The organism is Bacillus sp. JJ1533, from assembly GCF_036965045.1.
Classification (GTDB): Bacteria; Bacillota; Bacilli; order Bacillales; family Bacillaceae_L; genus Ferdinandcohnia.
The window spans coordinates 89,477-102,656 of sequence record NZ_JBALOV010000017.1; the positions used below are offsets into that span (position 1 = coordinate 89,477).

The following is a 13,180-nucleotide window of genomic DNA, read 5'->3' on the forward strand; positions in this document are numbered from 1 at the left end:
GGATGACAACCAATGAAACTAACACAAAACTGGAAAATTCAGCATTTTGAACGGGGACAAGAAGGAGATTTAGTCATCGCCTCGCCAGATTATATCGACCATTTTTGGATGACTGCGAATGTACCTGGTGATGTTCACTCCACGTTAATTCAGAAGGGGTTAATCGATAACCCGTTCTTCGGACATCATGATTTAAAATCAAAATGGGTTTCTGAGAAGGTTTGGTGGTACCGATCAGAATTTCAATATGATAAGAAAAACCTTCAACCGGATGAGCGTCTGGAGTTAATTTTTGAAGGGCTCGATACGTACGCAACGATTTATTTAAATGGATGCGAAATTGCCTCCACTGAAAATATGTTTATTCCTCATGTGTTTGATGTGACAAGAGAAGTTGTGGATGGAAAAAACATTATTGCCGTTAAATTTGATGTGGTGGCAGATGTCCTAAAAGAAAAGGAAAAGAACTACTGGGCCGGCTACGGGAAAGATCGGATTTGGGCACGTAAGGCTCAGTATCATTTTGGCTGGGACTGGGGGCCACAAATTGTAACGGCAGGTATTTGGAAGGATGTTCGACTCGAAAAACGAAAAATTGCCAAGATTGATAGTGTGTTTGCAAGAACAGTAGAAATTGCAAATGACAAAGCGGTTGTCGAAATTGATGTTGATACAAAGACATATGCACGAAAATCTCCTTTATCTGTACACGTGGAGTTCCATGATGGTGAGACCGCAATCATCAAAACCGCTCGGGTTCAGAAAAACCATGTGAAATTTATGATAGAGCTTGAAAATCCAAAGCTATGGTGGACACATGATTTAGGAACGCCTCATCTTTATACACTTGAGGTGGAACTCGTGTGTGAAGGCGAAGTTATAGATACGGAGTCAACAGATGTGGGTGTTCGTACAATTGAGGTTATGCAAAAAGATGGTGAAGGCAATAACCGTTTTACATTTGTCTTAAATGGTGTTGAACTGTTTGCGAAGGGTGCGAACTGGATTCCAATTGATAACTTCATAGGAGCTACACCAGATTCTCGATACAGCCAGCTCTTAACCCAAGCCAAAGAGGCGCATATGAACATGATTCGTGTCTGGGGCGGCGGAATTTATGAAAGAGATATTTTCTATCAGGAATGTAACCGTCTAGGTATGCTAGTCTGGCAGGATTTCATGTTTGCTTGTGCTCTTTATCCAGACTACAACTATAACTATATGCAAAATGTACGAATTGAAATAGAGTCAGCTATTAAGATGCTGCGTAACCACCCATCAATTGCAATATGGTGTGGAAACAATGAAAATGACTGGCTTTACGAAGTGGAATATACAGCAGGAAACATCGATACACCATTTTATGGAGAAAAAATCTACCATGAACTGATCCCTGAATTATTAGAGGAATTGGATAATAGTCGTCTGTATTGGCCAAGTTCCCCATTTGGCGGCAATGACCATGACTCACAAGAAGTAGGCGATCGTCACAACTGGCAGGTATGGCATGGCAATGTCGAGCCTCGAAAATTTGGCGAGAACTTAGGCCAGGATTATAGTGTTGAAGGTGTATCTTTTAAAAACTACAAAAAGGATTACACCCGTTTTAGCAGTGAGTTTGGTATGCATGCCTCAGCTAATCGATTTACATTAGAGGATAATCTTCCGGAAGGCACCTTCTATTGGGGAAGTGATGAAATGTCTTATCGAAACAAGGACTATCACCACCAAAAAGGGATTATGCTCATGGAAGGCTACACGGGGATTCCAACAAATATTGAGGAATACATGAATTTTTCCATGCTTACTCAGGCAGAAGGATTGAAGTGTGGAATTGAGCATTATCGTCGCAATAAGCCATTCACAAGCGGGTCTTTAATCTGGCAGCTAAATGATTGCTGGCCTGGCACAAGCTGGTCGATGATTGATTATTATCAGCTTCCTAAAGCATCCTATTTTTATGCGAAGAAATTCTTCCATCCACTTTTATTAACGATTGACCATGATGCAGGAAGCGATCTTCATATTTGGGTCATCAATGATTTGCTAGAGACGTATACAGATGTCCTCGAATTAACGGTAGAGAGCTTTAGTGGAGAAAAGTTATTTACAACCACTATTCCAGTTGAGGTTAAGGAAAATGCTTCCGCTAAAATAACTCGTTTTACAGAAGAAGAGCTGCTCAAGGGTTACCCTGCGAATGAGGTCGTAGTCCGTCTAACCTCTATGGAAGGTAAGGCGCAACAAAATGTGTACTATTTAAGAGACCATAAAGATTTGGCACTTCCTCAAGCTCATCTTCAGGTCGCGGTTGATGAAGACAATCAGACTGTTACGGTCAGTACTGACAATCATGCAAGAATGGTAAAACTAGAGATTCCTTCAAAGAAGATTCATTTTAGTGATAATTTCTTTGACCTCTTACCGAATGAAACCAAGACGATTGAAATTGGCCATCTTGAAGGTGAAAAAGTAGATTTAGGTCGTTTGCGTGTTTCGGCCATCAATTCGGAACAATAAGGTGGAGAAAAGAATGAAAGCAGCTGTATTAATTGATAAAATGAAAATGGAAATACAAGAACTTCCCGTTCCGGCACCAGCAGATCATGAAGTCATTGTAAAAGTGAAAGCATGTGGAATTTGCGGAACAGACCAGCATATTTATCATGGGCAACCTGGTTCTGCCGAGGTCCAGTATCCGATTGTATTAGGACATGAGTTGGCCGGGGAGGTTGTTAAAGTTGGTGCGAAGGTTACGTCGCTAACGAAGGGTGACCGCGTATCGATTGATCCTAATATGTATTGCGGGGAATGCGAATTCTGCCGAGGCGGACGTCCTCACCTATGTGACGATTTACAAGCCGTTGGCGTCACAAGAAACGGAGGCATGGGAGAATACTGTGCCGTTCCATCCCCTAATTGCTATTTACTCCCAGACAAGCTATCTTATGAAGAGGGAGCGATGATCGAGCCACTTGGTTGTGTGTTACACGGTGTAAGTCAACTGAAGTTCTGGCCAGGCGCATCTGTTCTAATTATCGGTGGTGGATACATTGGCCTGATGATGCTGCAAATGGCAAAAATATACGGAACAAAAGTGACAATTAGTGAACCTGACCAGAAAAAACACGAGGTTGCAAGTGAATTAGGAGCCGATCAAACGGTGACTCCGGCTGAACTTGAAAACTTGAGCAGTGGATTTGATCTAGTCATTGAGTGTGTCGGCCGAAAAGATAGCATGACCCAGGCCGTACAAATGGCACGAAAAGGCGGTTCGGTCTTACTATTTGGCGTATCAGCACCAGATACAAATATAGAAGTAAACCCGTATGAGATTTTTTCAAAAGAATTAACGATTAAAGGATCATTCATCAATCCCCACACACATGAACAAGCGATTGCCTTAGTTGAACAAGGAAAAGTCCAAATCAAACCATTGCTGAGCCATCGTTTTACAATGGATGAGCTACCAGTGATCATGAAGGAGTATCCAAGACTAAAGGTAGTTAAAGGAATTGTTGTTGGGGAATAGTGGGACGTAGGCAAAGGTTACAGTCCTGTGCATCGTCATCATTATAATAAGAAGGGAGAGTTTGACTTATGAAAATAGGTGGAATAGAAGCAGGCGGAACAAAATTTGTCTGTGGAGTAGGGAATGAACATGGAGAGATTTACGAAAGGGTCACTTTTCCAACTACATCTCCAGAAGAAACGATGGAGAAGGTCTTCTCATTTTTTCAAGATAAAGAGGTTGAGGCAATCGGTGTCGGCTCGTTTGGCCCCATTGATGTAGATATCGAAAGTGAAACATACGGATATATTACTGAAACTCCAAAGGTGAAGTGGAAAAATTTTAATATTGTGGGTGAACTGAAGAACTGTTTTAATGTACCGGTAGGGTTTCATACGGATGTAACGGCAGCTGCATTGGCTGAATCTACTTGGGGTGCAGCAAAGGGTTTGGACAACTGTCTGTATATGACTGTTGGAACAGGAATTGGCGTTGGTGCGGTCATAAACGGTAAGCCATTCCAAGGCTTAACCCATCCTGAAATGGGGCATATCTTGGTGAAACGTCACCCGAATGATTCGTTCGAAGGGATCTGTCCTTATCATGGAGACTGCCTTGAGGGGCTAGCAGCGGGGCCAGCCCTTGAAAAAAGATGGAACAAAAAAGGACAAGAACTAACAGACCAGCCTGAAGTGTGGGAAATCGAGTCCTATTATCTAGCTCAAGCTCTCATGAATTACATTCTTGTTTTATCACCTAAAAGGATCGTTGTTGGTGGAGGTGTGATGAAGCAGGAACACTTGCTGCCACTCATTCGTAAACAGGTGTTGGAATTGTTAAACGGCTATGTCGCTGTTCCGGAATTAACACCGGAAAATATCGATCGTTACATCGTTTTGCCAGGGCTTGGCGACAATGCAGGTTTAGCAGGGTCTATTGCGCTCGGGGTGAATGGAAAATAAAGATTGGATAGGTGTCTGAATAGGCGATGAGTTAAACCCAAGAATGGTGTTAGATGGATCATTCTTGGGTTTGAAGATTGTACAAAACTAGGGGTTTTGGGAATCTCTTTTTATGCTTTTACATAAAATGCAGTGTGTATTCGGACTGCTTTCCGAAAATAGGGGTACCATCAGTCCAAATGAGTCTCACATTTTGACTCCTTCACCCTCAAATTCTCTTAACCTGTCCAAATGCAGAGTGTATTCGGACAGATTTCCGAAAGTAAGGGTACAATCAGTCCAAAAGAAGCTTACATTCTGACTCACTCACTCTAAAATTCTCTTAACTTGTCAGAATGAAGCGTGTATTTGGACAGATATCTGAAAATAAGGGTGCCATGAGTCCAAATGGTCTCACATTCTGACTTACTTACTCTAAAATTCTTTCAATTTGTCCAAAAGAAGCGTGTATTCGGACAGATTTCCGAAAGTAAGGGTGCAATTAGTCCAAAAGAAGCTTACATTCTGACTCACTCACTCTAAAATTCTTTTAATCTGTCCAAATGCAGCACGTATTCGGACAGATATCCGATATGAAGGGCGCCATCAGTCCAAATGAGTCCCCCATTCTGACCCAATGACTCTTAAATTCTCTTAATCTGTCCAAATACAGCACGTATTCGGACAGATATCCGATATGAAGGGTCCTATCTGTCCAAATGAAGCAGGATCGATTGAATTCGGCCTGAAAAATATAAGTGACTCTCCATTAATAATGGGGAGTTTTTTCGAAGGAATGTAGGGAAAGACTGACCCAGGAAGGATGCATAACATTGCAAAAAGAAAAAAACGTCATTTATCTTGTCTCTGGCCCAGTCGGGGTTGGAAAATCTACCACATCCAAAAAACTTGCCCAGAGTGTTAAAAATTGTGTGCTTCTTGAAGGTGACTTTATTTTGAATATGTTTGATTATGGAGCAGAAGCATCCTGGGAGGAACGCTTACGTCTATCGTGGGAATATATCCTTACTTTAACTAGAAGTTTGATTCAAAAAAAGTTTAATATCGTCATCGACTTTGTGGTAGAAGATGAGCTGGATTGGTTTTGTGAACAAATCTCTGATTTGCCGGTAACATTGAAATATATTGTATTGAGAGCTGACAAGGTAAAGCTAATCGAACGTATCAATAAGAGGGGAGATATTGAGTTAATAGACCGCTCGTTGTTTTTATTAAACAAATTAGAAACAACTCCCTCAAATCAGCCATTTTTGCTTGACACTACTTTGAAGAGTACAGAAGAGATTGTTGATGTCATCATGAGTCATGACGAATTTACGATTACTATTTAAAAAGTGTTTACATTATCAGTAATCGCCTCGCTTCCAAAGAAAGCGGGGCGATTACTGCATTTGTTATGAAGTCAACCCGAGAGATTCTGCTTTTAGTTTTTTATCTTAACCGCTCCCACACTTTTACCGAAATACTTTCTCTTGTCGAATTGAAAGTAGATGATAAGGAAAGAGCATGCAGCAACGATTCTTAGAGTCGTTGCGGTAACCAATGTGGTTGTCATATTGTATTCTTCCAATATGTAAACTCCCAATTGGGGTGCAAAAAAACCAATCAATGATAACAGAATATTGTAAATGGCTATACTGCTGGTCCGTTGTTCAGTATTGGATACACTGAGCAGGTGGTTAAATAATAGGATGCTGAGCCCTGATAGTGATAATCCAGAAAGAAACTGAACAAAGGCCAGGTAATACAGGTTGGTCGAAAAGAGACTTAGGAGCGGGATCATCCCCATGCCGAGCCCCGCGAAAACAAGCATCAGGGGGTTGCCATATTTACTGCTCATTTTTCCCCACCAACCAAAACTGATAATCTGGCCAATGGAATTGGCTACCGTAAACAAACTAAACCATAAAGCGGTCGCTTCTGCATATTTTATTTGATAAATGGTGAGTGTCGCCCACGCAATCTGCCAAGAAAAATGATAGAAGAGTGCACACAATAGAAAAGCGAGATACGGTTTTTCTTTGATCACCTGTAAATTAATCGAGTGCTTTTTCTCGATTTTGTCCACTACTCTTTTTGGTTCTCTATGTTTACTTAAATAATAGACCTCGATCATGCCTATTAAAAAGGCAAGCAGGAAAAGAAATTGGTAGGGCAGTGCCCATTCCTTGTTAAACTGGACCATGACAATTCCCATAAGGAGAGTCACGATCATCGAAACAATGCTTAGAATTCTACCGCGTTTACTAAAAAAGATGGCTCTTCTGTTTTCCGGAAAAATATCCCCCATCATCGATTGCCAGCTAAGGTTTCCCATTGAGCCGGGTAAATTCATCAATGCGATCACTGCGATAAACCAAATGGCTAGATCTGCATTGGGAAGAAAAGGGATGAATGCTACCAGCAAGAGAAAAGACCGGGCTATAAGAGTGGAAGTGGTTGTGAATTTTTTCTTTTCTTCCAGCCGATTCACCCAGATAGCCCCTGGTATCATTGCGATCATACTGACTAATGGCGGCAGCGAGCTTAGCAACCCAATTTGGTAATTCGTCGCTCCCAATACATTGATTGCAAAAAATGAAGCATAGTTATTTGTTAGATTCAACGACATAATATTAAAGATGCCGTGCCTTATGCTCCATTTTTCATTTGCTGCTTCATTCAAAGGAATCACACCTTCTCCTTTACCCGTTTAGATGAAATATTGAACTGGTTTTCCTTGTTCATCGGTATAGTCAATTATCGACTTGTACGTTTTCAGATCGATTGATAGCGTACAACGATGGTCCTCTTTGTTCCAAGATAGTCGAACCTCATCCTTTGCAGAATCCAACACTTTAAAGTCTCCATTAAAAGCAGGATACTCATTTCTAAATCGAATGAGCTTTAACAGCCTTTGAACGACTTCTTTTTGAACGGAGCCTTCGATTTCTTCCAGGGTGAAATTGTGGCGGTTCATTTCCCGTGTTTCGCCTGTTTTCTCCACTGCTTTATAATCATTTTCTCCGGCCAATAAACCAACATAATAGACCTGTGGAATACCCGGTGTAAAGAACTGAATGGCTCTCGCTGCTAAATAAGCGTCGTCATTGCGATCCAGCACCGAATAATAAGTCCCCCCAATTTGATGAACATCAAATCCGTCTGGTCCTTTATGTTCATCAGATACGATGAGACTGAGGTTTGAGCCCCTCTTCAGGCAGATATCCACTACGTTTCGGGCATCCTTTATATCTATTAAATCCTGAAGGTCAGGCAATACAGGAACACCATCATGACAGTCCAGCATCGTAAATTGATTCTGTGGGCGAACCTTTAAATAGGCGGTCAGCTTCTCACTCGTTTTGTTCAAGATGGTATCAAGAACGGTATACGGTAAAATAAAGTCGTAAATCCAAAAGCCTCGTTCCGCCAGTTTGTTTTGAATGGAATAATGAGCATGCACTTCTGGAAGCAATTCAATCCCCTCTGAGTCTGCCATCTCCTTCATCCAATCAAGGAAATCATAGATTTCCGGTTCAACAAAGAAGCAGCTAGTCCCAAGCTTTTTATTAACAAATCCAACGGCATCTAATCGAACGGTTTTGATCTGGTTTTCACTGAAATTCCTAAAGAAATCACTCAAGAGCTGTCTTACCTTCTCGGAGGTGACATCTAAGTCAATCTGTTCAGAAGGGTCTTGCCTCCCAAATGTTGTCCAAACCTTTTCTTCTTCTCCTGTTTCTTCCACGATAAAGGTAGAATAAGGTCTAGGTCTTCTTAGAAAAATTTTATCGATATCTTCCTGCAACGGCTGGCCGTCTTTCCACAGTTTATCTAACGTAATAAACATATCCGCATATTCCGCTTTTCTTCCTTTTTTGATGAAATCCTGGAAGTACAGCGATTGTCTTGAAATATGGTTAACCATTAAATCCACTAATACATCGAAGTTTTCACCAATCTCTCTTATATCGTCCCAAGTTCCAAATTTCGGTTCGATTTCTAAATAAGTGAGTGGAGCAAAGCCTCTGTCCCCTGATGAAGGGAAAGGAGGAAGGATGTGAACCCCGCCTTTAAAAATATCTCGAAAATGGTTCAATAGCACCTGATTAAGCGTTTTTAAGTCTCCACCAAGAGAATCTGGATACGTAATGAGTTGTACTTGATTTTTTACTGGCATATTCGTCGCTCCTTCTAAAAGGTTTTTTACAAAAATGGGAACGTTCCCAAAAAGCTCTTTTTTTATTATACTTTATTCTTTATAATGATACTAACAAAAAATAAAATTTTTAAGAAATTAGACAAATAGATTTCTGGTTTGTGTCTTACTGGAAGACACAAACCAGAAAGAAGGGGGAGAAGAAATAATGGAGTATCGATTATTGCAAGAAGATGAATTTGGGCAGGCAATCGAATTGGCCGATGGAGTCTTTCGCGAAGAGGGCCATGTTTCCATGGGGGAGGCTTTCCCGCACGTATTTTCACCGGCTTTCAACCAGTCCTATGGTGCCTTTGAAGACAAGACGCTTGTCGCTTTTATCGGTTTGGTGCCTTCTGTCATTTGTAGTGAAAACGCCGAGATTCAAGCTTATTCCATCGGTGCGGTCTGTACCCACCCTGATTACCGAAAAAGAGGAATAGGGACCCACCTTTTGAAGCAAGTTTTTGCCCACATTCAAAAGGCTGGGGCCTCCATCTTGTTTGTTTCCGGTGATTTGCCCATTTATAAAAAGGCCGGCTGTACCTATTACGGTGAGGTCTATCGGTATGATCTACATCCCGGCAGCTTAGAGTCTAATCGGAAGTACACTGTCCGCGAGCTGCTGCCATATGACTGGTTTCACATCAGAAAGCTTAGCCATAATCGACCTGTGAGATATGAGCAAAGTCTGTTTGAATTGGCGCTCCTTCGCCAATCAGCTGGTTTTGCGAGCATTTTTAAAGCCAAGCAAAACGTCCTCGTAGCCGAAGAGGATGGAGTAGAAAAGGGCTTTTTGGTCATGACAACGCCAACCCAAGAGGAGAATCAAGCATTTTCCCGTGTCATCGAATGGGGAGGAGAACCTAAAGCCATCACGTCCCTTCTAGCAGAATCATTTCGATTTGGTATGGATACTTTGAGAGTAAAAGTTCCATGGTTTGAAACGAAATTAATTGAAAGCCTTGATTCATTGAATAAAATAAAAACTGCCTATCCAGGGACCATCAAAATCATGGATTTGGATATCTTGTTAGAGCAGCTGGCTCCTTACTTTGAGGGGAAAATAACCATTTCATCGACAGATGCCAATCAAAAACAACTTACCTGGAAACAACATTCCATTACGGTTGAAAATCAGATGCTAGAACAAATGATTCTGACGGGGGAACATGGTCTAGATTATGATTTTTCTGGTATTTTTCCCGTACCGTTACCATATCCTGAAGGGTTGAATTACGTTTAATAAACCCGTCTTAAGGGCTTGAGATGTTGGATTTCCTTTTTCCCTTTTTGCTTGACATCAATGGAAAAGTGAAATAATCTAACCTCATAAGGTTTTTGGGAACGTTCCCAAAATTTAAGAATATCGACCATTGAGGGTGAATGTGATTGAATCCTACGATACATGATGTGGCCAAGCTAGCGAATACCTCCAAGAGTACGGTTTCAAGGTATTTAAATGGCCAAAAGGTAAAAAAAGAAACGGAAGAAGCCTTGAAAAAGGCGATTAAAGAATTGAATTATCACCGAAATGTGAACGCGAGACGATTGGTTATGAATAAAACACAGACCATCGGTATTGTAGTGGATGATATTTCGAACTTCTTCTATTCTCCGATCTTTAAGGGAATCGAAATGATAGCAAGGGAAGAAGGGTTTCATTGTATTTTTTATAGTTCGATTTCTCATTACGACCAAGAGGTCTCGGCCTTGCCGCTTTTATATGAAGGCCAGGTAGATGGCCTGATCCTAGTAAGTTTTTCGAATCGTTCAGAGAAGAGCTTGAAGGAAATCGCAGAGTCCCGTTTTCCAATTGTGCTGGTGGGGACAGCGGGAAATCAGCCGGATATTGATTCCGTGGATATTGATAATTACTCAGGGATATCGGATATTGTTTCCTACCTATACAGGCTTGGGCACAGGAAGATTGCCTTCATTTCTGGCCCTGAGGAACTCGCTCCAAACAGAGACCGCTTAGCGGGATACGAGGATACCATGAATCAACTCGGGTTGGAAACCCTTGTTACAGCATCCGATTGGACGAGCCAGGGTGGGTATCAGGCGATGTATCGGCTGCTAGAAAATAAAGAGGCATTTACGGCTGTAATTGCCTCGAATGATGAAAGTGCGGTAGGGGCATTGAAGGCCGGTCAGGAACTTGGATATCAGGTACCTGTTGATTTTTCCATTACCGGCTTTGACGATATCGCCATCGCCAGCTGGATGTACCCGTCCCTCACCACTATGAAACAACCATTTGTCGAAATGGGGGAAGAGGCAGCCCAGTTATTAATCTCTAAAATCCATGAAGAGCAACATTCGTTTAACAGAATCTTACTTAAACCGGAACTCGTTATTCGAGACTCCTGTCGAAAAATATGAAAACCGCGGTTAGGGTTCTCGCGATTCAATTACTTAATCTTTGTAAATCAAAAAGGAGGGGTTGGATTGGCTGATTTTATCAACAATATGTCAATTAATGGGGAAACAATTGATCTTCACCCGGCAAACGGGCATACAAAAAGTGAAAAGACCTTTTTACGATTCTCGTCGCTGATGCAAGTGCTGAATGAGGAGGGAATCGTCGAAACGATACCAGTCGAGCAGCAAAAAACAGAAGGGGATCTGGTTCATATTTCCGGGAGCGGCCGTTTATTTACGGTTCATTCCATTTGGAAAGCAAAACAGGATCATTGTAACTACTGGGAAGTGGAGTTCGAGGTAACTTATCATTCGAATCAATCCGGACGGTATAGTCTTCGTCTTAATAGCGAGCTGATTGGAGAGGGAAAACCGACATGGATGATACCTGGTGCTTTTTATAAAGAGAACCGCTTTAAACATAATCTCCGTCCGTATCCGCGCTATGACTATGAGGGGGGCGACCCGGATGAAATGATTTCTGATTACTGGTCCTTCCGATCGGACCGGGCGGCACTTCCGGCGGTTTTTTCTTGGAATGATGAGATGTCTGCTGCGCTTTGTGTGGATGAAATGTGCCAGCTTGGACTAACTGGCGTGGGCTTTAAAGGCAGCCAATCCGGGACAAACATTTGGGTTGATTTTCCCTATCGGGAGGAGCCTGTTACCTTTATTGGCCAAGCCAAACCGGCGCCAAAGGATATTCAGCTCCATCGTTTTGAGCCAGAGGAAACGGTTCAATTAAAGGTGCGAATTTACACGGCAGGCCCGGAATTGCATTCCTATGATGCTTTTGTCCGGCAAATGTATTTGCTCCATAAGGATGAGCACGATCTTAATCCGTGGATGGGACTGGAGCAGGCAGCAGAGTTGACCGCTCATGGTCTCTATACATGGCATTATAACGAGGAGAATCAAGCTTTATATGAAACGGCTGCTTTTGACCGCGAACTGAATAATAATGTCAAGGGGCTGGGGGATCGGCCAAATATGCATGCAGGCTGGGTAAGCGGCATCCCTTATGCCTATGCGCTGCTTCGGTATGGCAGGGAACATAACATCCAGACATATATTGATGCGGGTATCGGGGTATTAGACCATATCGCCTCGGCGATTGCTCCATGCGGAACGTTCTGGGCCTCGTGGCAGCTTGGGAAAGGCTGGGGAACCGGCTGGAATCCAAAAAGGACATGGCTTCAGGCAAGAACGATTTCGGAAGCAACACTATTCTTAGTCCGTGCCCTCAAATTTGAGAAAAAGCACGGCATTACCCATAAAAATTGGGAAACAGCTGCCCTTTCTAATTTAGAGTTTGCTGTAACAAGTCAGCGTGAAGACGGTAACTTTGGTTCTTATTACCACTGTGAAACCGGTGATGTGGAAGAATGGGATGGAGCAGGCGGGATCTTATGGATTGCAGCACTGCTGGAAGGAAAACGTTATTTTGAAAATGAGGCGTACGGTATTACTGCAGCTAGGGCTGGAGAGTATTACCAAACCTTTGTCCGTGACGAATTCATTTATGGCGCCCCTGAGGATGTTCATTTAACTCCAACATCGGAGGATGCTTACAATGCGGTTGTTGCGTATGTCCTGCTCTATGAATATGACAAGCAGCATGTGTGGTTAGAATTGGCCAAGCTGGCTGCCGATTGGCAAATGACCTTCCGCTGGACCTATAATCTTGATTTTCCTGAACACACCTTTTTAAGCCAATACGATTTCAGGTCTCGGGGAGCGGATCAGGCTTCTCCTTCTAATCAGCATTTACATAATTATGGGCTTTTCAGTGTACCGGAGATGCTTCGTTTGTGGAAATATACGAATGATTCCTATTATCTGGATCGGACTCGTGATCATGTAGCTTGTTTTTTACAGTTTATTGCCCGGTATGACGGTGATTTTAATGCTTATAAGGGAATGGTCACCGAACGATTTTACAATACCAATTGCTTTCAGCCAAAAGGCATGATGCTTACTTTATCGCATTCTTGGTGTATAGGTCTTATTCTATATGCTGCGCAGGAAGCGCTTCCTTATCAGGATGTTTTAGATTTACCAGACCAACTAATAAAAAAATAGATGACTAGAAAAGGAGAGTTA

Annotated in this window: 9 protein-coding genes; 7 read left to right on the plus strand and 2 right to left on the minus strand. The window is 42.1% G+C overall.

Features of this window, described 5'->3' with window-relative positions:
• The first annotated feature begins 12 nt into the window (after positions 1-12).
• From V7138_RS08660 to V7138_RS08675, 4 genes are all read left to right on the plus strand, one after another.
• Entirely contained in the window at positions 13-2,520 is a 2,508-nt protein-coding gene (locus V7138_RS08660; protein ID WP_335396108.1) for a beta-mannosidase, read from the plus strand.
• Between the two features lie 13 nt (positions 2,521-2,533).
• On the plus strand, positions 2,534-3,532 hold the full coding sequence (locus tag V7138_RS08665; protein WP_335396109.1) for a zinc-dependent alcohol dehydrogenase family protein: 999 nt from the start codon (positions 2,534-2,536) through the stop codon (positions 3,530-3,532).
• 68 nt (positions 3,533-3,600) lie between these two features.
• The gene (locus V7138_RS08670) at positions 3,601-4,473 is read left to right on the plus strand and encodes an ROK family protein (protein WP_335396111.1); all 873 of its coding nucleotides are present in this window, start codon (positions 3,601-3,603) and stop codon (positions 4,471-4,473) included.
• An 812-nt stretch (positions 4,474-5,285) separates the two neighbouring features.
• Complete coding sequence (locus tag V7138_RS08675) at positions 5,286-5,804, plus strand: AAA family ATPase (RefSeq protein ID WP_335396114.1); 519 nt, start codon at positions 5,286-5,288, stop codon at positions 5,802-5,804.
• Positions 5,805-5,896: 92 nt separating this feature from the next.
• Here V7138_RS08675 and V7138_RS08680 read toward each other — a convergent pair whose 3' ends face one another.
• Both V7138_RS08680 and gtfA read right to left on the minus strand, forming a co-directional pair.
• Positions 5,897-7,138 (minus strand): MFS transporter, encoded by a 1,242-nt coding sequence (locus tag V7138_RS08680; protein WP_335396116.1) that lies wholly within the window; start codon positions 7,136-7,138, stop codon positions 5,897-5,899.
• Positions 7,139-7,165: 27 nt separating this feature from the next.
• The gene (gtfA, locus tag V7138_RS08685) at positions 7,166-8,635 is read right to left on the minus strand and encodes a sucrose phosphorylase (RefSeq protein WP_335396118.1); all 1,470 of its coding nucleotides are present in this window, start codon (positions 8,633-8,635) and stop codon (positions 7,166-7,168) included.
• A 187-nt stretch (positions 8,636-8,822) separates the two neighbouring features.
• Between gtfA and V7138_RS08690 the strand changes: the two genes are divergently transcribed.
• The 3 genes from V7138_RS08690 (at position 8,823) to V7138_RS08700 (ending at position 13,159) form a co-directional block, all read left to right on the plus strand.
• Positions 8,823-9,899, plus strand: coding sequence for a GNAT family N-acetyltransferase (locus V7138_RS08690; RefSeq protein WP_335396121.1), 1,077 nt, complete (start codon positions 8,823-8,825; stop codon positions 9,897-9,899).
• Between the two features lie 146 nt (positions 9,900-10,045).
• On the plus strand, positions 10,046-11,038 hold the full coding sequence (locus tag V7138_RS08695; RefSeq protein ID WP_335396124.1) for a LacI family DNA-binding transcriptional regulator: 993 nt from the start codon (positions 10,046-10,048) through the stop codon (positions 11,036-11,038).
• A 66-nt stretch (positions 11,039-11,104) separates the two neighbouring features.
• Positions 11,105-13,159 (plus strand): hypothetical protein, encoded by a 2,055-nt coding sequence (locus tag V7138_RS08700; protein WP_335396127.1) that lies wholly within the window; start codon positions 11,105-11,107, stop codon positions 13,157-13,159.
• Positions 13,160-13,180: the final 21 nt, after the last annotated feature.

Excerpts from the sequence above, each read along its gene's own strand:
- V7138_RS08690 (WP_335396121.1), top strand. The coding sequence starts at position 8,823 with ATGGAGTATCGATTATTGCAAGAAGATGAATTTGGGCAGGCAATCGAA.
- V7138_RS08670 (WP_335396111.1), top strand. The coding sequence starts at position 3,601 with ATGAAAATAGGTGGAATAGAAGCAGGCGGAACAAAATTTGTCTGTGGA.
- V7138_RS08660 (WP_335396108.1), top strand. The coding sequence starts at position 13 with ATGAAACTAACACAAAACTGGAAAATTCAGCATTTTGAACGGGGACAA.
- V7138_RS08665 (WP_335396109.1), top strand. The coding sequence starts at position 2,534 with ATGAAAGCAGCTGTATTAATTGATAAAATGAAAATGGAAATACAAGAA.
- gtfA (WP_335396118.1), bottom strand. The coding sequence starts at position 8,635 with ATGCCAGTAAAAAATCAAGTACAACTCATTACGTATCCAGATTCTCTT.